Origin of the sequence: Microbacterium sp., from assembly GCF_041909575.1 — a bacterium.
GTDB lineage: Bacteria > Actinomycetota > Actinomycetes > Actinomycetales > Microbacteriaceae > Microbacterium.
The window spans coordinates 1-19,208 of sequence record NZ_JAYRDE010000056.1 but is presented as its reverse complement, the minus strand read 5'-3'; the positions used below and the strand labels follow the sequence as shown (position 1 = coordinate 19,208).

The following is a 19,208-nucleotide window of genomic DNA, read 5'->3' as shown; positions in this document are numbered from 1 at the left end:
TGGCGGTGCGCAGGCGCGTGAGCAGCGTGAACGGGTCGGTGTTGACGCCCGCCGCGGGCAGCGACGCGAGCGCGGCCTGCAGGTCGGAGATCGCGGCGCTGACCGCCGGGGTGTGGGGCTCCCTGAGCGCGACGGCGATGTCCTCGCGCGAATCCTCGACGATGGCCGACAGCGTCGATTCGGCGCGAAGGGCCTCGACCTCGAACGTCTCGACGGCGTCGATGAGGGTGGCGGCGCGGCGCGCGGCCTCGGCGCACGCCTCGAGCGCGAGGTTAGCCTGCTCGCGCTGGCCGGCCTCGCGGCGGCGTTCGGCGATGCCCGCGCTGTGCTCGGCGAACCCGAGCAGCTGCTCCGCCTCGGACGGATTCGCGTCGACCTGCGCGAGGGCCTCGGCCGAGTAGCGGCTGGCCAAGCGCTGGACCGTCTCACGGGCCTGCGGGATCCGCGCACGCAGGCGTGCGGCATCCTCCCGCACCTTCGCGATGATCTCGGGCGCCCGGCGCGCGCGCTCGATGGGTGCGGCGAGGGCCTCGGTGCGGTCGTCGAGAAGGTCCTGGGCCCACTCGCAGAGCTGCACGATGCGCGCGTTCCGCGTTCGCAGCTCTTCGGGGGTGTCGGGGATCTCGTCGTGGTTCAGCTGGTGCAGGTGGAACGCTTCGGCGAGGTGGGTCCGCACGGCGTCGAGCGCGTCGCGCAGGTCCTTGGTCGGCTCGGCGCCGAGCTCGGCCTCGGCGAACGCCAGTTCGTCCGTCGTGACGCGGATGCGCTCGTCCGCCTCGACGAGGGCCGTCCGCGCCCGCCGGGCGAGGTCGGCGTCCTGTGCTGCGAGCTCTTCCTCTTCGCGTTTGCGCTTGCCCCAGAATCCGGCCATGCATCGATCCTACGGGCGGTGCCCGGGAGGCGGCTGACGGGGCGGGCGGCTGTGGAGCGCGGGAGACGGATGCCTCGGCATCCCACTCACTCGGGCCTCCGGCGTCTCCGCCCGACCGGGCGCCCGGCGCCTCCCGACCCACCCACCGACCCACCGGGCGCATAACTCCTGCACTTCGGGACGCTTTGCCGCGGCCTCGCGAAAAACCGGGCGGTTGGGGGCTATTGTGCTGTTTTTAGGCGCCGGGCGCCGCCGGGGCCGCCGGGGGCCGCCGGGGGCAGCGGACCGCAGGCGGGGGAGACACGGATGCCGCGGCATCCCGCTCACTCGAACCTCCGGCGCCGCCCGACCGGGCGCATAACTCCTGCATTTCGGGACGCTTTGCCGCGGCCGAGCGTCAAAACCGGCCGTAGCCGGCGAAAGTGCAGGAGTTATGCGCCGGGCGGCGCCGGGCGCCGTCGGCGCCCACCAAAGAGAGGAGATCTCGCGAGAAGAGTACGGATCAGGGAGAACGGTCCTCGCTTCGCGCGGTCTCCTCATCTCACGCGATGCCTGCTCAGCGGTCGCGCTGGGAGTAACGGGGCTTGCGGGCCGAACGGTCGACGTCGCGGTCGTCGCGGCGCCGGCCCGGGCCGCCGGTGTCGAGTCGCAGTTCGATGAGGCGTCCGGAGATGCGCGTGTCCGAGAGCTTCTCGAGGGTGCCGCGGGGGAGGTCCGCGGGCAGCTCGACGAGCGAGAAGTCGGGCCGGATCTGGATCGCCCCGAAGTCGTCGCGGCGGAGGCCCCCCTCGTTGGCGAGTGCGCCGACGATCTGGCGGGGCTCGACGCGGTGACGCTTGCCGACGGCGATGCGGTACGTCGCCATGCCCTCACGGGGTGCGCGGTCACGGCGCGGCGGGCGATCGTCTCCGCCGCGGCCGTCCCGGTCGTCACGGTCGAAACGGCTGCCGCGGTCGTCGCGGTCGCGGAACGGGCGGCTCGACGGCTCGGGGTCGGGCTCGAGGAGCAGCGGCGATTCGCCCTGCGCGACGACCGCCAGCGCGGCGGCGACGTCGACCTCGGGCACGTCGTGATTGCGCACGTAGTGGGCGACGATGTCGCGGAAGCGGTCGATGCGCTCGGACTCCGCGAGGGCGGCGGTGATGCGGTCGTCGAAGCGCGAGAGGCGGGTGACATTGACCTCGTCGACACTCGGCAGCTGCATCTCGGTCAGCTCCTGACGAGTCGCCCGCTCGATCGCACGGACGAGGCCGCGCTCGCGGGGCGTGACGAAGCTGATCGCATCGCCCGAGCGGCCGGCGCGGCCGGTGCGGCCGATGCGGTGCACGTACGACTCGGTGTCGGTGGGGATGTCGAAGTTCACGACGTGCGAGATGCGCTCGACGTCGAGGCCTCGGGCTGCGACGTCCGTCGCCACCAGGATGTCGAGCTTGCCCGACTTGAGCTGGTTGACGGTGCGCTCTCGCTGCACCTGCGCGACGTCTCCGTTGATCGCTGCGGCGGAGTAGCCGCGGGCGCGGAGCTTCTCGGCGATCTCCTCCGTCACGCTCTTGGTGCGGCCGAAGACGATCATGCCGTCGAAGTTCTCGACCTCGAGGATGCGGGTCAGGGCGTCCATCTTCTGCGAGAACGACACGATGAGGTAGCGCTGGGCGATGTTGGCCGACGTCGTCGTCTTGCCCTTGACCGTGATCTCTTCGGGGTCGTGCAGGTACTGCTGCGACATGCGGCGGATCATCGCCGGCATCGTCGCCGAGAACAGCGCCACCTGCTTGGTGTCGGGGGTCTCGGCGAGGATGGTCTCGACGTCTTCGGCGAAGCCCATCTTCAGCATCTCGTCGGCCTCGTCGAGCACGAGGTACTTCAGCTCCGACAGGTCGAGCGTGCCCTTGTCGAGGTGGTCCATGATGCGGCCGGGGGTGCCGACGATGATGTGCACGCCGCGGCGCAGGGCGGACAGCTGCACGCCGTAGCCCTGACCGCCGTAGACGGGGAGCACGTGCACGCCCTTGAGGTGCGCCGCGTACTTCTCGAACGCCTCGCACACCTGCAGCGCCAGCTCGCGGGTCGGCGCCAGCACGAGGGCCTGCGGGTTCTTCTGCGACAGGTCGAGGCGGTCGATGATCGGCAGCGCGAAGGCCGCGGTCTTGCCCGTTCCGGTCTGCGCGAGGCCCACGACGTCGCGCCCGCCCAGCAGGGTGGGGATGGTCGCGGCCTGGATCGCCGACGGCGTCTCGTACCCGACATCACGCAGGGCCTTGAGTACCGCATCGCCCAGTCCGAGATCGGAGAACGTCATCTCGGCGGGCTCGACGGGAGCCTCGTCCGCGATCGTGGTGTCGGTTTCGGTCACGCTTCAGGTTAGTGCGTGCCGCCTGGGAGACGACAGGATGCCTCGGCCCGCGGCATCCTGTCGCCTCTACCTGGGGCGGGCAGCCTGCGTGACGAGTTCGGTGATGTCGATCGGCTCGGTCGGCGGCAGGTGGATGGCGGCGGGATCGATGGAAGGCGCTGCGTTGCTCATGGGTCGTCCTCTCCGACGGTTCATCTGTAGGTGTCCGGCAGGGCTGGTTTCGTCTCGCATCACGCGATCGCCGTCCGACGCGTGAGGTCGGGATGCCGCGGCGGAACGAGCCACGCCACAAGGGTGATTGCGAGGGGGAGCGCCAGGGCGAGGATGCCGAGCCAGGGCCATGGCAGGTCGGCGAGGTGCAGATAGTCGGCCGACGACTGCGCGGACGCCCACACCGGAATCAGTCCGGAGAGCGTGCCCACCACCGCGCCGATTCCGACGATGATCGCGGCCTGCCAGGCGTTCACGCGGCGTCGCAGGCCGCGCGATCCGCCGATCGCCGTGAGGGTGGCGTCGTCGGGGCGCCGCTCGAATCGCGCGAGGCCGAGCACCACGGCGCTCGCCCCCACGACCAGTACCGCCGCGACGCCGACGATGAGCCACAGCCACGGTGCGACCGGGTCGGGTCCGCGCTCGGTGGCGAACCACAGGTACGCACCGTCGGGGAACCTCACCGACTGTGCCTCGGCCTCGAGCCGGTCGAGCACCGACTGCGACAGGGGCTCGTCGTAGGTCGCCAGGAGCGTGGACGGGACCGCATCGATCCCCAGCGACGCGGCCGTCTCGGGGGAGATCATCACCTGGAAGATGGAACCGGCGCCGATGTCGAGATAGCGCGCAGGGATAGCCAGCTGCTCGTCGGGATCAGGAACGTGGGCGTACCTCTCGCTCTCGTCGGCGTTCCAGTCGACGGCCGTCAGCGCGTTGGAGAAGTCGGTACGCGACTGCTCGGTCCAGCGGGTGATCACGATCTCGTCCTCGGGGGAGACGTACTCGTTCGTGATCGTGATCGCCGCGCCGTCGCGGTAGGCCGCGAGCGTGGCGCCGTCGACGGGATGGTCGAGCAGCAGGGCGACGTCGTCCGGCTCGACGATCGACAGCTGGCCGTTCATCGCCGCGGAGGCGTCGCCGCACGGGGTGCACTGCTCCCGAGGCTGACCGGCGACCGCCCATACCGGATGTTCCGGGTCGTCGGGGAGGCCGGTCTGGAGGTCGAACGCGGTCGAGCTGGGCGCGAGCACGACGGCCGTGTCACGCGGATCGGTCGGCGCGAGTATGGCCTCGGCCTCCGCCAGCAGGTCGCCGGTGGGCTCGCCCGTCTCGAAGACGCCCGCGCTGACGCTGCCGACGGGCCCGTTGTACCAGTGCGTCCGCTCGCCCTGCGCGGAGTTCATCGCGGTGATGGAGATCGCGTACGACGCGATGAAGACGCACGCCGCGATGGCCGCGAATGCCGGGACGACGCGGGATGGATTGGCGGCGGAGTCGCGGCTCGCGAGCCGCGGTCCGAGCCCGAGGCGGCCCAGCGGACGGCTCACCAGCACGAGCACCCAGTGCCCCGCGAAGAGGAAACCGATCTGGAAGACGATCGGCCCGAGCGTCGCCCCGCTCAGTGCGATCGCGCGGAGGGGCACCGTCGGGTCGAGCGCCTCGTCCCCGTCCAGGATGAAGAGCGCCAGGACGCCGGCCGCCGTCGCCGCGAGGCCGGTGATCATCAAGCCGAGCCCCCACCACGGTCGCTTGCGGCGAAGGACGGCGGGACGCCGCGCGCCGCGCAGCGCGCCCAGCACGTCGCCCCGCGTCGCGGCACGCGCGGGGGCGGCCGCTGCGAGGCTGCCGATCACCACGGCGAACAGCGCGATGCCCGCGAGGAGGAGCCAGGGGACGTGGTAGCCCCAGTTCCCCCAGAATGAGTTGACCGCTCCGGTGTCCGTGATCCGGAGGGCGCCCCACGCCAGTGCGGCCCCGAGGGCGATGCCGATCGCGCCCGCGGTCGCTCCCAGCACCGTGCCCTGCATGACGACGACGCGGAAGACGTCGGAGCGAGCGGCGCCCACACTGGCGGCGACAGCCAGCGATTGCTGCTGTCGGCGAGCGGACACCGCGAATGCCGCACCGGCCAGCAGCACGACGAGGTACCCGCTGAAGACGGCGAGCATCAGCCCCGTCGTGATCATCGAGGTGTCCTGCGCCGTGCCGTTCATCCAGGAGCTCACGCGTGCGCCCGGAGGCGGATCGACGGCGAGGTCACGCGCGTAGGCGACGAACCCGGCCTGGTTGAGCTCGGTGAGCTCGGCGAGATCGGGCTGCCAGTCCTCGACGAACCACCGAGGCTGCCCGCTCACGAGCTCGGCGGCGCTCGCCGGCAGGAAGAGCTCCTCGCCCTCGGGTGCCTCATCGGCTCGGCGGATGGTGCCCGTGACGACGAACGAGCGGTCCGCATCGACCAGCGTCACCTCGTCGCCGATCGACGCACCCATCCGCGCCAGCAGGCCGGGCGACACCATCGCCTCGTCCGGGCCTGCGGGCGGTGCGCCGGCGATCCGGACATACCGTCCCTCGAACGCCTCATGCCACACGTCGCCCGCCATCACGGTGACATTGCCCACGCCGGTCGCCGTCGCCACGTAGAGCGTTGCCCACTCCACGAGTTCGTGAACCGTGGTCTCCGCGGGCACGTGCCCCGAAGGGTCGCGCGGCCGTGGCCCCTCGGGGTTCACCGCTCGCCCGGCCTCATCGGTCTGCACGCCGTGCTCCCACGGCACGTCGACCGCCTGCCAGCGCGTCGGGTCCTCGCCGCCGACGATCTGGATCCACGCCTCATTGCGCCCCAGCTCGAGTGTGGCAGCCTGCTCCGGGGTCGGGATGTGGCTCTGCCAGAAGATCGCGCCCCCGGCGAGGCCCGTCACGGGCAGCAGCACGAGCAGCATGACCAGAGCGCTGGAACCCTTGTTGCGCCACACCTGACGGCGCGCAAGGCGTGCGTCGGTGCGCAGCCGCCGCCAGCCAGTGCGGCGACGACCTGCGGCGTCCGTCGCCGACGGGGGAGCGGATGCCTGGGCATCCGCCTGCGAACGGGGGCTCACCGTGCGTCCGCCAGCAGGGCGTCCGCCGCCGGGCGGCGCGACTCGTCGACGATGCGGCCGTCGCGCAGGAAGACGATGCGATCAGCCCACGCGGCGTGCCGAGCCTCGTGCGTCACGAGGATCGCTGCGGCTCCGGCATCCACCCGGCTGCGCAGCACGCGCAGCACCAGTTCGCCCGTGACGGAGTCCAGCGCGCCGGTGGGCTCGTCGGCGAGGATGAGCCGGCGCCCGCCCACCACAGCACGGGCGATCGCCACGCGCTGCTGCTGGCCCCCCGAGAGGTCGTCGGGGTAGGCGTCGAGCTTGTCGTCGAGGCCGACGGACTGCAGGGCGTCCCGTCCCGCGCGGCGGGCCACGCGACGCGAGAACCCGTCGAGTTCGAGGGGGAGGATCACGTTCTCGATCGCGGTCAGCGTCGGGATGAGGTTGAAGTCCTGGAACACGAAGCCCAGGGAGCGCCGCCGGAGCGCGGCTAGCTGGTTGGGCGACTGCGTGCTGAGGTGCTGGCCCTCGATCACGACCTCGCCGGTGGTCGGCGTCGCGAGGCCTCCGGCGATCGACAGGAGTGTCGACTTGCCCGATCCGGAGGCGCCCATGACGGCGACGAGCTCGCCCCCGCCGACCTCGAGGTCGACGCCGGAGAGGGCCGAGACGGCGGTCGGACCGGTGCCGTACTGCTGCGTGACGCCGATGAGGCGCACCACCGCGCCGCTCACCGGGCCGCCTCCTCGGCAGCTGTCTCCGCTCTCGCCGGGCGCCCGCGCTTGGGCTTCTCGGTCGACAGCGCGAGCGCGAGTGCGTGATCGGGATGCTGCGCCAGGCGCTGCTCGGTGTGGTCGAGCCAGCGCACCTCCGCCTCCGCGGCGAAGATCATCGAGTCGACGACCAGCGACCAGGCGAGCTCCTCGGGGCCGTCGGGGTTGGAGCCGGCGTACTTCGCCCGATTGAGCGACTGCAGCTGGCCGAGCGAGGCGCGGCGCTGCGTCTGGATGATCTCGGTCACATCGACGCCGGGGAGGGTGGCGGCGACGGCGAGCTTGATCGCCAGTTCATCGCGCGTCCCCTGCGAGCGCTCGACCGGGGAGGCGAGCCACCGCCGCACCTCGGCGGCTCCGGCATCCGTGATCTCCCAGTAGACGTGCCCGTGCTCGTCGACGTCGCCCTTCGCGACGAGCCCGTCGCGCTCCAGGCGGTCCAGCGTGTTGTAGATCTGGCCGACGTTGAGCGTCCAGGTCGAACCGGTGCGACGGTCGAACTCCGCACGCAGTTGATACCCGTAGCACGGGCCCTGATCGAGGATGGCCAGCAGGCTCTGCCGAACGGACATGGATCTCCCGTCGTCTCCGGTGCATACCCGGTATGTACATTCCGAGTATATGCATACCGGGAAACAGGGCGAGCGGATGCCTCGACCCGGCGTGTCCGTCAAGGAGCGGGCGGCCGCCCACACCCAGCGCACACCAAGGTCACGGGTGGATAACATAGGCAGGTATGCCTGGGGCCGAGTGCCCCCGGCGGCAGCGGCGCCGACGCGCCACACCCGACAGATGGAGACACTCCGTGGCCAACCCCCTCGAGAAACTGCTTCGCGCCGGCGAGGGTCGCATCCTCCGGCGGCTCCAGCAGGTCGTGAAGGCCGTCAACGCCCTCGAAGAGGACTACGCCCACCTCACCGACGAGGAGCTCCGGGGCGAGACCGCCGAGCTGCGCGCGCGCTTCGAGGCCGGCGCGACCCTGGACCAGCTGATGCCGGAGGCGTTCGCCGCGGTCCGCGAGGCGGCCAAGCGCACGCTCGGCCAGCGCGCCTACGACGTGCAGATCATGGGCGGCGCGGCGCTTCACCTCGGCAACATCGCCGAGATGAAGACCGGTGAGGGCAAGACGCTCACCGGCGCCTTCCCGGTCTACCTCAACGCCATCGCCGGCCAGGGCGTGCACGTGGTCACCGTGAACGACTTCCTCGCGTCCTACCAGGCCGAGCTCATGGGCCGCATCTATCGTGCCCTGGGCATGACCACCGGCATCATCGTCGCCGGCCAGACCCCCGAGGTCCGCCGCGAGCAGTACAACGCCGACATCACGTACGGAACCAACAACGAGTTCGGCTTCGACTACCTGCGCGACAACATGGCGTGGCGCAAGGAGGATCTGGTCCAGCGCGGTCACTTCTACGCCATCGTCGACGAGGTCGACTCGATCCTCATCGACGAGGCGCGCACCCCGCTGATCATCTCCGGCCCGTCCTCGGGCGAAGCCAACCGGTGGTTCGTCGAGTTCGCGAAGATCGCCAAGACCCTCGAAGCCGGCGTCGACTACGAGGTCGACGAGAAGAAGCGCACGATCGGCGTGCTCGAGCCCGGCATCGAGAAGGTCGAGGACTACCTCGGCATCGACAACCTCTACGAGTCGGCGAACACGCCCCTGATCTCGTTCCTCAACAACTCCATCAAGGCCCTCGCGCTGTTCAAGCGCGACACGGACTACGTCGTGATGAACGACGAGGTCATGATCGTCGACGAGCACACCGGCCGCATCCTCGTCGGCCGTCGCTACAACGAGGGCATCCACCAGGCGATCGAGGCGAAGGAGGCCGTGCCGGTCAAGGCCGAGAACCAGACCCTCGCCACGGTCACGCTCCAGAACTACTTCCGTCTCTACGAGAAGCTCGCCGGCATGACGGGAACGGCCGAGACCGAAGCCGCCGAGTTCATGTCGACGTATCAGCTCGGCGTCGTCTCGATCCCCACGAACAAGCCGATGATCCGCAAGGACCAGCCCGACCTCGTCTACAAGAACGAGCAGGCGAAGTTCGTGCAGGTGGTCGAGGACATCGCCGAGCGGCACGCGAACGGCCAGCCCGTGCTCGTGGGCACCGTCAGCGTCGAGAAGAGCGAGTACCTGTCGCGCCTTCTCGCCAAGAAGGGCATCAAGCACGAGGTCCTCAACGCCAAGAACCACGCGCGCGAGGCCGAGATCGTCGCACGCGCCGGCCGGCTGGGCGCCGTCACCGTCGCCACGAACATGGCCGGCCGCGGAACCGACATCATGCTCGGCGGGAACGCGGAGTTCCTCGCCGTCCAGGAGATGAAGGCGAAGGGACTCGACCCCGTCGAGACTCCCGACGAGTACGAGGCCGAGTGGGACGCCGTGTACGAGTCGGTGCGCGAGCGCGTCGCGGGCGAGGCAACGAAGGTCGTCGAGGCCGGCGGCCTGTACGTCCTGGGCACCGAGCGCCACGAGTCGCGCCGCATCGACAACCAGCTGCGGGGTCGCTCGGGCCGCCAGGGCGACCCCGGCGAGAGCCGCTTCTACCTGTCGCTGACGGACGACCTCATGCGGCTCTTCCAGTCGGGCGCCGCCGAGGCGATCCTCGCTCGCACGAACTTCCCCGACGACGTCGCCATCGAGTCGGGCATGGTGACCCGTGCCATCAAGTCGGCGCAGAGCCAGGTCGAGGCGCGCAACGCCGAGATCCGCAAGAACGTGCTCAAGTACGACGACGTCCTCAACCGTCAGCGCGAGGCGATCTACGCCGACCGCCGCCACATGCTGCAGGGCGACGACATCGCCGACCGCGTGCAGCACTTCATCGAAGACGCGATCAACGCCGTGATCGACGACCACACCGGCGCCGGCCACAACGAGAGCTGGGACTTCGACGCGCTGTGGACCGAGCTCAAGACGCTCTACCCCGTGAGCGTCACGATCGACGAGGTCGTCGCTGAAGGAGCCGGCCGCAAGGGCGGCATCACCGCGGAGGGACTCAAGCGCGAGATCCTCTCGGACGCCCGCATCGCCTACGGCAAGCGCGAGGAGACGCTCGGCACCCCGGCCACGCGCGAGCTCGAGCGCCGCGTCGTGCTGCAGGTGCTCGACCGCCGCTGGCGCGACCACCTCTATGAGATGGACTACCTCAAGGACGGCATCGGCCTGCGCGCGATGGCCCAGCGCGACCCGCTCATCGAGTACCAGCGCGAGGGCTACCAGATGTTCCAGTCGATGATGGGGCAGATCAAGGAGGAGTCCGTCGGCTACCTCTACAACCTCGAGGTCGAGGTCCGCCGTCAGGGCGAGGGCGAGACCGAGGTCGAGGCGAAGGGCCTGGGTGCCCAGCCCGTCGAGGGTCAGCGCCTGGAGTACTCCGCGGCGAACGACGCCGGTGAGGTCGAGGTCCGCAACGACCGCGGGCAGGTGCAGCAGGCGGCGACCAACAAGCTCCGCCAGGCGGCCGCCGCCGCGGCGGCGTCCGGTCAGCCCGCCGAGCCGGCAGCCGAGCCGCAGCGCGGTGCCTTCGGCCAGCGGACGGATGCTCCGGCCGCCGCGCCGCAGCAGGCTCCACTGAACCGCGCCCAGCGTCGCGCGGCCGACCAGAAGAAGAAGTGACGCGCGGCCCGGGCGATTCTCTCGGGCCACGCGAGGTCGATTGGCCCCTCCGCCGCCCGGATATCCTGGGCCGATGAGTCCCCTCCGTCCGCTCGACCAGTCCAGCAAGCTCAAGCACGTTCTCTACGAGATCCGCGGGCAGGCCCTGGTCGAGGCGGACCGGCTCGAGAACGAGGGCCACACGATCCTGAAGCTCAACACCGGCAACCCCGCGGTGTTCGGCTTCGAGGCGCCGTTCCAGATCGTGCGGGACATGATCGAGGCGGTGCCGCACGCACACGGCTACAGCGACAGCCGCGGCATCATGTCGGCGCGACGCGCTGTGGTCTACCGCTACGAGGAGGATCCGGCGTTCCCGTCGTTCGGGCCCGAAGACGTTTACCTGGGCAACGGCGTGTCCGAGCTGATCACGATGGTCATGCAGGCGCTGCTGGACGAGGGCGACGAGGTGCTCATCCCCGCCCCCGACTATCCGCTGTGGACGGCCATGACGAGTCTCGGCGGCGGCACGCCGGTGCACTACCTCGCCGACGAGGCGAACGGCTGGCAGCCCGACCTGGACGACATCCGCGCGAAGGTCACGCCTCGCACGAAGGCGATCGTCGTCATCAACCCGAACAACCCCACGGGTGCGGTGTACTCGCGCGAGGTCCTCGAGGGCATCGCCGAGATCGCCCGGGAGAACTCCCTCCTGGTGCTCTCCGACGAGATCTACGATCGCATCCTGTTCGACGACGCCGTCCACATCCCCATGGCGACGGTCGCCCCCGACCTGCTCGTGCTCACCTTCAACGGGCTCTCGAAGACGTATCGCGTCGCCGGGTACCGCTCGGGCTGGCTGGTCATCACCGGACCGAAAGCCCACGCCTCCGGCTTCCTCGAGGGGATCACGCTCCTCGCCTCGACGCGGCTGTGCCCCAACGTCCCGGCGCAGCACGCGGTGCAGGCAGCGCTCTCGGGCGTGCAGTCGATCGATGCGCTCATCGGCCCCGCCGGCCGGCTGCACGAGCAGCGCGACGCGGCGTGGGAAGGTCTCGAGGCGATTCCCGGCGTGACCTGCGTGCGGCCCCAGGGCGCGCTCTACGCCTTCCCGCGGCTCGACCCCGAGGTCCACGAGATCCGCGACGACGCCCGGCTCGTGTACGACTTCCTCGTCGCCGAGCACGTGCTGCTCGTGCAGGGGACCGGATTCAACTGGCCCACGCCGGACCATCTCCGCATCGTCACGCTCCCCGAGGCCCGCGTGCTCACCGAGGCGATCGAGCGCCTGGGGAACTTCCTGTCGTCGTACCGGCAGTGACGGCCACGGGGCCGCGGCGGGGGCCGCGCCGCGGCATCCGTCAACCCCATCGCGCGCGGTGCGCGGCCGGGGCTAGCGTCTCGGCATGGCTATCGAACTGAACGAACCGGCCCTGCGTCAGGCACGCGCCCTCGTGCGCGATGGCAAGGTCGTGCGCGACGAGAGGGACGACTGGTCGGAGGCCCAGCCCACGGCTGACGAGGAGAACGGCTTCATCGAGAGCGAGGGCTGGACGGAGTACGCCCACTGGCACCTCGGCGTGGACAAGTCGGAGAACCGTGAGACGAAGCAGGCGTGGTCCTTCCCCATCGGCGACTTCCGCCGCGTGCACCGCTCGGGCGTGATCGCCGCCGAGAGCCGTGCCGGCCAGTTCGACCACGGCGACATCCGCGACGCGTGCAAGGCGCTCCTCGAGCTGATCGACGCGGACGGCTGATCCGGCGTCAGAGCAGGGCGAGGGATGTCGCGCGCCAGCGCCCGTCCACGCCCTCCACGCGCAGCGCCACCGCGCGCGTGCGCGCCGGGCCCTGCACGATGACGACGGACTCGACGACCCCGTCCGCGGGCGCGGACTGGTGCACGGAGAGGATCGTGTGCACGGGTCGGCGGGCTGCGACGCCTCGCGCGCTGCGCGCCCGCGCGGCCAGATTCGCGCGGGTGACGAGTTTTCGGTACGGGTCCTCGGTGAGCCAGCGGGCGAGCTGGTCGACCTCGCGGACTCCCGCCAGCACCTCGAGCACACCGCGCGTGAGGTTGCGCAGGAACGGCTCGGGCTCGGGGAGTTCGGTCGCGGGAGTGCGCTGCGGCGCGAAGAACTCGGTGAGCTCGTAGTCCCTGCCGGGCGAACGGAAGGCGCGGGCAGTGCCCGCGGGCGGCGTTGCCATGGGTGCCTATCTCGACAGGGGGGATGTCTTGCGGACAGTAGAACACACACCGGGCCGGAAAGGGGAGTCCGGACGAGAGGCTGTGGATAACTCCGGATCGACCCGTGACGCCTGCCCTACTGTCGCGGGATGCGCTGGGATCGCTTCTTCGAGGACCTCGAGGGTCAGCTCGCCTCGGAGTGGGAGGCCGAGCGTGCCGCACTGGACTCCGAGGCGGAGCGCCTGCGCCTGTCCAAGGTCGCCCTGCGCGAAAGGCTCGTCCAGCTGATCGGTGGGGATGCCCCCGGCTCGGCGCTCTCGCTGGATCTGTCCGACGGCACCGCGCTGCGCGGCCGCGTGACCGGCGTGGGCGCGGACTGCGTGGCGATCCTTCCCGCCGAGGGTCGTCCCGGTGCGGTCGTGGTGCCGCTTCCCGCCATCGCGGGGATCGGGATGCCGCACCACGACCTCCTCCGCAGCGCGCGTCCTGCACCCGCTCGATCGGCGCTGGCCGACCGGCTCACGTTCGGCTTCGTGCTGCGCGATCTGGTGCGTCGCCGGGCGGGCGTGGCGGTGCACATGAGCGGCGGACGCGTCTTCCACGGCACGGTCGACCGTGCGGGCGCGGACCACCTCGACCTCGCGCTGCACGATCCCGGGGCGCCGCGCCGGAGCGACGCCGTCACGGGCCACCGCATCGTGCCGTATGCGTCGATCTCGTGGGTGCGGGTGGAGGGGACGACCTCGGTCCTGTGAGGCCGCGCCGGATCAGTCTGAGTGGCGCACCGGCCCCGAGCCCCACAGCTCGGGGAAGCTCGCGTTCTGGGCCTGCTGCCACAGCGCCATGCGGCGGGCGAGCTCGGCCTGATCGTCGAGATAGGCGGAGAGGCTCCCCTCCTCCACACGCCAGCGCGCGGGCGATCCCACGCGCGTGCCCCTCAGCTGCCCTTCCATGACCAGGGCCATCACCTCATCGACGGACAGGCCCAGCACCTCGGCCGCCTGGGCAGGGGTGAGCATCCGCACGTCCGAAGTCGGGAACTCGGGCATGCCCCCATTATGGACCCGGCCCGGGGAAGGGCGATCCGCACGTCACGCGCTGTGGATAAAGAATCCGGGGCTCGCGCGCGCTGAGCCAGCATGGGGGTCATGACGCACGCCGAGACCTCCGCCCGCCCTCCTCGCCGCGCGCTCCGGGGAGACGCGCGATTCCTGCTGGGGATCCTCCTCATCGCGGCATCCGTCGCCGGGGTCTGGTTCGTCGTGGCAGCGGCGCGGCAGACCGCCCCCGCCTATGCGGCCGCCCGTACGATCGTGCCCGGGCAGGTCGTCGCCGCCGACGACCTGCGACAGGTGGACGTCGCGCTCGGCCAGTCCGCCGCCGTCTACCTCGCACCGGGAGGCTGGCGCGACGGAATGGTCTCCACGCGCACGATCGAGGCGGGGGAGCTCGTCCCCGCCGATGCCGTGGGCGATGCCGACCGCATGCGCACGACGAACGTGGTGGTGCCGAGCTCCGTCGATGTGCCGGCATCCGTCGACGCGGGCGCCGTCGTCGAGGTCTGGGCGGCGCCGCCGCAGGAGGACGGGGGCTTCGAGGATCCGCGCATCCTGGTCGCCGACGCGACGGTGGTGTCGGTCACCCGCGACGACTCGATGATGGGTGGCGGCGCTGCCGCGCTCGAGCTGGTGATCCCGAGAGCCGAGGTGGCCGTCACGCTGGCCGCCCTGGCGGACGGTGCGGTGATGTCGGTCGTGCCGACGGTGGGCGGCGGCGAATGAGCGTCGTCGTCGCGATCGACGAAGGTCAGGCGATCGCCGACGCGCTGCGCCGGGAGGGGCACGGCGTGGTGGCGACGGTGAGAGCCGCCGCCCCCGCCCTCGCGGCCGCGGAGGAGCTTCTGGGCGCCGATGCGGAGGCCGTGCTGCGTGCCGTCGCCGAGGCCGATGCGCTCGTGCTCGAGGTTCGTCGCGACACCGTGTCGACCGCCCTCGTCGCACTGTGCGACCGCGTCGGGACGCGCATCGTCCCCCTGTGCGACGCCGCCGCCGAGCAGCGACTGGCGCAGGCCTTCGGCCTGGAGCAGTCCCACCCGCTCGCCGGGGAGGCCTGGCGCCTGTCCGACGTGCTGGGCGCGGTGCCGTCCCGGGACGCGCCCGACGGCGCTCCGAGCACGGGCTCGCGCGTGATCGCGGTGTGGGGACCTGCCGGGGCGCCGGGGCGTTCGACGGTGGCCGTCGAGCTCGCGATCGAACTGGCGCGCGGGGGCCGGCACGTGGGGCTCGTCGACGCCGACACGCACGCGCCGTCGCTCGCGCTCGCGCTCGGTCTCGCCGACGAGGGCCCGGGGTTCGCCGCGGCGTGCCGGCAGGCCGAGCTCGGAGGCCTCGACGCGCGCGAGCTGTCGCGCGTGAGCGTCGCTCTTGGACGCTCGGGGGTCGACGTGCTCACCGGCCTCAACCGGCCGTCGCGCTGGCCCGAGCTGAGCGAGCCCCGCGTCGAGCGGGCGCTGTCGATCTGTCGCGACTGGGCCGACTACGTCGTGGTCGACGTGGCCGCCTCCCTCGAGCGCGACGAGGAGATCGTCAGCGACCTCGACGGACCGCGCCGCAATGCCGCGACCCTCGCCGCGCTGCGGGCGGCCGACCTGGTGGTCGCCGTCGCCGCGGCGGATCCCGTCGGAATCGCGCGGTTCCTGCGGGCTCACTCCGAGCTGCGGGCGACCGTCGGCGCGACGCCCGTCGTGGTGCTCGCGAATCGGCTGCGCCCAGGGGCGCTCGGGATCGATGCGCGCGGACAGGTGCGCCGCACGCTCGACCGGTTCGGCGGCGTCGGCGACGTCTGGTTCGTGCCACAGGATCCTCGGTCGGCGGATGCCGCGCTCCTCGCCGCCCGCCCGATCGCCGAGGTGTCGCCGAAGTCGCCGTTCACGCTCGCTCTGCGCCGATTCGTGGGGGAGGCGGTCGTGGGCGCGACGACGCCGGCCACATCCACGAGGCGGCAGCGGCGGACAGGGCGCGCCGCGACCGCCGTCTAGGCTGAGAGTCGTGTCGACCCTCAGCGATCTCGTGTACGCCCAGGGCCGTTCCAGCGCGGAAGACGTGGAGTGGCTCCACCGCCTCGCCGGTGACGGCCAGCTGCTCGCGGACCTGGCCTTCGCCGACATCGTGCTCTGGGTCCCGACATCCGACGATTCGTTCGTCGCCGTGGCGCACACCCGGCCGAGCGGCGCGGCGACCCTGTTCTACCGCGACATCGTGGGCGACCGGGTTCGCCCGCAATGGCGGACGCAGGTGCGCGACGCCTTCCAGACCGGGCGCATCGTGGACTCCGCGTCGCCCGACTGGTTCGAGGAGACGCCCACCCGGGTGCGCGCCGTTCCCGTCATGCGCTCGCGGGGGAGCGAGCCCGCGCAGACGATCGGCGTCGTGACGCGCCACACGAACCTCGGCGAGGCGCGCACGCCGTCCCGCCAGCAGATCACGTTCAACGACTGCGCCGACGAGCTGTTCGGGATGATCGCGACCGGTGACTTCCCCGACATGACCGCCCCCACCTCGCCGCGCCGCGGTGCGCCGCGCGCATCCGACGGGCTCGTCCGCCTCGACGTCGACGGCATCACCACGTTCGCGAGCCCGAATGCGCTCTCCGCGTTCAACCGGCTCGGGTTCGACGACGAGCTCGAGGGAGAGTCGCTCGTGGAAGTGGTGACGCAGATCCTCCCGACCAAGCGCCAGTTCGACGAGTCCCTGCCCGTCGTGGTGACCGGCCGCGCCCCGTGGCGTGCCGACATCGAGGCGCGGGGGGTCACGGTGTCGCTGCGCACCATCCCGCTGCGCGATCACGGCACCCGCATCGGCGCCATCGTGCTGTGCCGCGATGTGACCGAGATCCGCCACCAGGAGCAGGAGCTCATCACCAAGGACGCGACGATCCGCGAGATCCACCATCGCGTCAAGAACAACCTGCAGACGGTCGCGTCCCTGCTGCGCATCCAGGCCCGCCGCTCCCACAGCGAAGAGGCCCGCGAGGCCCTCACCCAGGCGATGCGGCGCGTCTCGGCGATCGCCGTCGTGCACGACACCCTGTCGGAGGGCCTGGCGCAGAACGTGGACTTCGACGAGGTCTTCGATCGCGTCCTCAAGCTGGTCGCCGAGGTCGCGGCGGCGCCGAACACCCGCGCGCGCACGCACTCGACCGGCAAATTCGGCACACTGCCCAGCGAGTACGCGACGCCGCTCGCCCTCGCGCTCACGGAGCTCGTGACCAACGCCGTCGAGCACGGCCTCGCCGGCCAGGAGGGCGACGTCGAGATCATCGCCGATCGCACCGACGACCACCTCGAGGTGCGCGTCCGCGACACGGGCTCCGGCCTCCCCGAAGGTCAGGTCGGCCGAGGGCTCGGCACGCAGATCGTGCGCACGCTCATCCAGGGCGAGCTGGGCGGCACGATCGACTGGCACACGATCATGGGGAGCGGCACCGAGGTGACGATCGAGATCCCGCTGCGCTACATCGAGCGCGGCGTGGGCTGACCGCGCTTCGCGCGCAGTTTCACCTCAGCGGCGCAGTTGCAACCGCGCCTTTTGAGGAGAATTGCGCCCAAAGGCCTCGCGCGCGGCGTGCTCGCGTCAGGATGCGCGGCGGGCGCGCGCGGCGCGGCGCTTGAGTGCGCGGCGCTCGTCCTCGGACAGGCCGCCCCACACGCCCGAGTCCTGACCGGTCTCGAGGGCGTACTGCAGGCAGATCTCGGTGACGGTGCACCGGGCGCAGACGGACTTCGCCTTCTCGATCTGATCGACGGCCGGTCCGGTGTTCCCCACGGGGAAGAACAGCTCGGGGTCGACGGTCAGGCAGGCGGCTTTGTCGCGCCAGTCCATGGTGGTGCTCCTTGATAGCGGGGGTGTTGTGACGAAGAGGGCGCAGGATTCGGGTCCGGTACCCTGTGGGAGTGCGAGGATTGCTCGCCCCACGTCGCTGTGGGAGCACACGGCTTCACCAATCGTCCCATAGCGGTTTACCTAGATCAAGGGATGCGCGACAGGATTCTGTGCAAGTTGCTGAGTATTCCCTTTGCGACATAGAGGGTTCGCACAATCCAGACCCGTTCGACCCGAAAGATCACCAGCTATGCGGACAAACCGGATCGGCCGCCTCGCGGCTGTGCTCGTCGGACTGGAAGGGCTCGGGCTGGTCGCCCTCACGGTCTGGCAGATCCTCGCCATCGTCTCCGGCGACACCGCGTCGATCGACAGCGCGATCGCGCTCGTCGTGCTCACCGCCGTCGGCGCCGCGGCGGTGCTGGCGTTCGCGGTCGCCGTCTGGCGGGATCGCTCCTGGGCGCGGTCCGGGGCGATCGTCACGCAGCTCCTGATCCTCGCCGTCGCCCTCGGAGCGGCGACGGGCGCGTACGCCGAGCCTGCGGTGGCCCTGGCGATCGCCGCACCGGCCCTCGTGACGCTGGTGCTCCTGATCCTCGCGGTGCGTGAGGCCGGCCGCGCCTCGAGGGACGAGGCATCCGCCTGACGGCTCTCCGGCGCCCGCGCGGCGCCCGCGTGAACTACGCGGCGTCGAGCCCGACGAGCTTGCGCACGCGAGCGACGTGGCCCGTCGCACGCACGTTGTACAGGGCGTGCTCGACGCGGCCCTCGGCGTCGATGACGAACGTCGAGCGGAGGACGCCCATGAACGTCTTCCCGTAGTTCGTCTTCTCGCCCCACACGCCGTACGCATCGTGCACGGCGTGGTCGGGGTCGCTCAGCAGGTCGTACGTCAGGCCGTCGCGCTCGCGGAACCGCTGCAGCTTCTCGGGCTCGTCCCTCGAGATGCCGAGCACCGTGTAGCCCGCCGCCTGCAGCGGAGCGAGGCTGTCGCGGAAGTCGCACGCCTCGGTCGTGCAGCCCGGGGTCATCGCCTCGGGATAGAAGAACAGGATCACCCCGCGGCCGCGCAGCGCCGAGAGCGAGACGGACTGGCCGTCCTGGTCGACGAGGGTGAAGTCGGGGGCGGGGGAACCGGGCTCGAGGCGATCTGTCACCCCACCAGCCTAAGCGCCGTCGCTCGAGCGAAGCGCGGTCGCGTGAGCCTATGCGCCGTCGCGTGAGCCCGTATCGCGCGTGGGGCTCGAGGCCGCGGCGGCGTCCCGCTTGGCGAAGGTCTCGAGCAGGCGCTGCAGGGAGTCCAGGCGCGCGGGGCCGCCCGGTCCGAGCTTTCCCTCCGCCACGGCCTCGACGATCGCGCAGTCCGGCGCGTCGGGCAGGTGGGTGCAGCCGCGCGGACACTCCTCGGCGATCTCGGCCAGGTCGGTGAACGCGCGCAGGATGTTCGCCGTGTCGACGTGGCCCAGCCCGA

16 protein-coding genes and 2 pseudogenes are annotated in these 19,208 nt (G+C 71.2%); 8 read left to right on the top strand and 10 right to left on the bottom strand.

Annotation, left to right across the window (positions count from 1 at the left end):
- The 5 genes and pseudogenes from ACE3O1_RS09375 to ACE3O1_RS09355 form a co-directional block, all read right to left on the bottom strand.
- Positions 1 to 871, bottom strand: a pseudogene (locus tag ACE3O1_RS09375) (hypothetical protein); the annotation flags it as partial.
- Positions 872 to 1,427: 556 nt separating this feature from the next.
- Positions 1,428 to 3,170, bottom strand: a complete 1,743-nt coding sequence (locus ACE3O1_RS09370; RefSeq protein ID WP_374314750.1) for a DEAD/DEAH box helicase — start codon at positions 3,168 to 3,170, stop codon at positions 1,428 to 1,430.
- A gap of 284 nt (positions 3,171 to 3,454) precedes the next feature.
- Positions 3,455 to 6,310 (bottom strand): FtsX-like permease family protein, encoded by a 2,856-nt coding sequence (locus tag ACE3O1_RS09365; protein WP_374314749.1) that lies wholly within the window; start codon positions 6,308 to 6,310, stop codon positions 3,455 to 3,457.
- Complete coding sequence (locus ACE3O1_RS09360) at positions 6,307 to 7,026, bottom strand: ABC transporter ATP-binding protein (RefSeq protein WP_374314748.1); 720 nt, start codon at positions 7,024 to 7,026, stop codon at positions 6,307 to 6,309. Before ACE3O1_RS09360 ends, ACE3O1_RS09365 begins: the two co-directional genes overlap by 4 nt.
- Complete coding sequence (locus tag ACE3O1_RS09355) at positions 7,023 to 7,637, bottom strand: PadR family transcriptional regulator (protein ID WP_374314747.1); 615 nt, start codon at positions 7,635 to 7,637, stop codon at positions 7,023 to 7,025. Before ACE3O1_RS09355 ends, ACE3O1_RS09360 begins: the two co-directional genes overlap by 4 nt.
- Positions 7,638 to 7,870: 233 nt before the next feature.
- Here ACE3O1_RS09355 and secA point away from each other — a divergent pair, with 233 nt between their 5' ends.
- The 3 genes from secA (at position 7,871) to ACE3O1_RS09340 (ending at position 12,429) form a co-directional block, all read left to right on the top strand.
- Positions 7,871 to 10,693 carry a preprotein translocase subunit SecA gene (gene secA, locus ACE3O1_RS09350; protein ID WP_374314746.1) on the top strand — a complete coding sequence of 941 codons (2,823 nt, stop codon included), beginning with the start codon at positions 7,871 to 7,873 and terminating at the stop codon, positions 10,691 to 10,693.
- 73 nt (positions 10,694 to 10,766) lie between these two features.
- On the top strand, positions 10,767 to 11,993 hold the full coding sequence (locus ACE3O1_RS09345) for a pyridoxal phosphate-dependent aminotransferase (RefSeq protein WP_374314745.1): 1,227 nt from the start codon (positions 10,767 to 10,769) through the stop codon (positions 11,991 to 11,993).
- A gap of 85 nt (positions 11,994 to 12,078) precedes the next feature.
- On the top strand, positions 12,079 to 12,429 hold the full coding sequence (locus ACE3O1_RS09340) for a hypothetical protein (protein ID WP_374314744.1): 351 nt from the start codon (positions 12,079 to 12,081) through the stop codon (positions 12,427 to 12,429).
- Positions 12,430 to 12,436: 7 nt separating this feature from the next.
- Here the strand turns inward: ACE3O1_RS09340 and ACE3O1_RS09335 are convergent, their stop codons facing one another.
- On the bottom strand, positions 12,437 to 12,877 hold the full coding sequence (locus ACE3O1_RS09335) for an Rv3235 family protein (RefSeq protein ID WP_374314743.1): 441 nt from the start codon (positions 12,875 to 12,877) through the stop codon (positions 12,437 to 12,439).
- Positions 12,878 to 13,006: 129 nt separating this feature from the next.
- Here ACE3O1_RS09335 and ACE3O1_RS09330 point away from each other — a divergent pair, with 129 nt between their 5' ends.
- Positions 13,007 to 13,612, top strand: coding sequence for a hypothetical protein (locus ACE3O1_RS09330; RefSeq protein ID WP_374314742.1), 606 nt, complete (start codon positions 13,007 to 13,009; stop codon positions 13,610 to 13,612).
- A gap of 12 nt (positions 13,613 to 13,624) precedes the next feature.
- Here the strand turns inward: ACE3O1_RS09330 and ACE3O1_RS09325 are convergent, their stop codons facing one another.
- Positions 13,625 to 13,906, bottom strand: coding sequence for a helix-turn-helix domain-containing protein (locus ACE3O1_RS09325; protein WP_374314741.1), 282 nt, complete (start codon positions 13,904 to 13,906; stop codon positions 13,625 to 13,627).
- 99 nt (positions 13,907 to 14,005) lie between these two features.
- On the opposite strand from ACE3O1_RS09325, the gene ACE3O1_RS09320 reads away from it, so the two are divergent.
- The 3 genes from ACE3O1_RS09320 to ACE3O1_RS09310 are packed head-to-tail and all read left to right on the top strand — an operon-like array spanning position 14,006 to position 17,392.
- Positions 14,006 to 14,638, top strand: a complete 633-nt coding sequence (locus ACE3O1_RS09320) for a hypothetical protein (RefSeq protein ID WP_374314740.1) — start codon at positions 14,006 to 14,008, stop codon at positions 14,636 to 14,638.
- Positions 14,635 to 15,894 carry a CpaE family protein gene (locus ACE3O1_RS09315; RefSeq protein ID WP_374314739.1) on the top strand — a complete coding sequence of 420 codons (1,260 nt, stop codon included), beginning with the start codon at positions 14,635 to 14,637 and terminating at the stop codon, positions 15,892 to 15,894. Before ACE3O1_RS09320 ends, ACE3O1_RS09315 begins: the two co-directional genes overlap by 4 nt.
- Positions 15,895 to 15,904: 10 nt before the next feature.
- Positions 15,905 to 17,392, top strand: coding sequence for a sensor histidine kinase (locus tag ACE3O1_RS09310; RefSeq protein WP_374314738.1), 1,488 nt, complete (start codon positions 15,905 to 15,907; stop codon positions 17,390 to 17,392).
- 96 nt (positions 17,393 to 17,488) lie between these two features.
- On the opposite strand, the gene ACE3O1_RS09305 is transcribed toward ACE3O1_RS09310, so the two are convergent.
- Positions 17,489 to 17,737 (bottom strand): WhiB family transcriptional regulator, encoded by a 249-nt coding sequence (locus ACE3O1_RS09305; RefSeq protein WP_018171995.1) that lies wholly within the window; start codon positions 17,735 to 17,737, stop codon positions 17,489 to 17,491.
- Between the two features lie 250 nt (positions 17,738 to 17,987).
- Between ACE3O1_RS09305 and ACE3O1_RS09300 the strand changes: the two genes are divergently transcribed.
- Positions 17,988 to 18,383 carry a histidine kinase gene (locus ACE3O1_RS09300; protein ID WP_374314737.1) on the top strand — a complete coding sequence of 132 codons (396 nt, stop codon included), beginning with the start codon at positions 17,988 to 17,990 and terminating at the stop codon, positions 18,381 to 18,383.
- A gap of 34 nt (positions 18,384 to 18,417) precedes the next feature.
- Here ACE3O1_RS09300 and bcp read toward each other — a convergent pair whose 3' ends face one another.
- Both bcp and ACE3O1_RS09290 read right to left on the bottom strand, forming a co-directional pair.
- Positions 18,418 to 18,894 (bottom strand): thioredoxin-dependent thiol peroxidase, encoded by a 477-nt coding sequence (gene bcp, locus ACE3O1_RS09295; protein ID WP_374314736.1) that lies wholly within the window; start codon positions 18,892 to 18,894, stop codon positions 18,418 to 18,420.
- Positions 18,895 to 18,942: 48 nt separating this feature from the next.
- Positions 18,943 to 19,208 (bottom strand): annotated as a pseudogene (locus ACE3O1_RS09290) (hypothetical protein); the annotation flags it as partial.

Bases quoted from the DNA above. Each gene is read 5' to 3' on its own strand.
- ACE3O1_RS09370 (WP_374314750.1), bottom strand. From the start codon at position 3,170: ATGACGTTCTCCGATCTCGGACTGGGCGATGCGGTACTCAAGGCCCTG.
- ACE3O1_RS09355 (WP_374314747.1), bottom strand. From the start codon at position 7,637: ATGTCCGTTCGGCAGAGCCTGCTGGCCATCCTCGATCAGGGCCCGTGC.
- ACE3O1_RS09345 (WP_374314745.1), top strand. From the start codon at position 10,767: ATGAGTCCCCTCCGTCCGCTCGACCAGTCCAGCAAGCTCAAGCACGTT.
- ACE3O1_RS09340 (WP_374314744.1), top strand. From the start codon at position 12,079: ATGGCTATCGAACTGAACGAACCGGCCCTGCGTCAGGCACGCGCCCTC.
- ACE3O1_RS09335 (WP_374314743.1), bottom strand. From the start codon at position 12,877: ATGGCAACGCCGCCCGCGGGCACTGCCCGCGCCTTCCGTTCGCCCGGC.
- ACE3O1_RS09330 (WP_374314742.1), top strand. From the start codon at position 13,007: ATGCGCTGGGATCGCTTCTTCGAGGACCTCGAGGGTCAGCTCGCCTCG.
- ACE3O1_RS09325 (WP_374314741.1), bottom strand. From the start codon at position 13,906: ATGCCCGAGTTCCCGACTTCGGACGTGCGGATGCTCACCCCTGCCCAG.
- ACE3O1_RS09320 (WP_374314740.1), top strand. From the start codon at position 14,006: ATGACGCACGCCGAGACCTCCGCCCGCCCTCCTCGCCGCGCGCTCCGG.
- ACE3O1_RS09315 (WP_374314739.1), top strand. From the start codon at position 14,635: ATGAGCGTCGTCGTCGCGATCGACGAAGGTCAGGCGATCGCCGACGCG.
- ACE3O1_RS09305 (WP_018171995.1), bottom strand. From the start codon at position 17,737: ATGGACTGGCGCGACAAAGCCGCCTGCCTGACCGTCGACCCCGAGCTG.
- ACE3O1_RS09300 (WP_374314737.1), top strand. From the start codon at position 17,988: ATGCGGACAAACCGGATCGGCCGCCTCGCGGCTGTGCTCGTCGGACTG.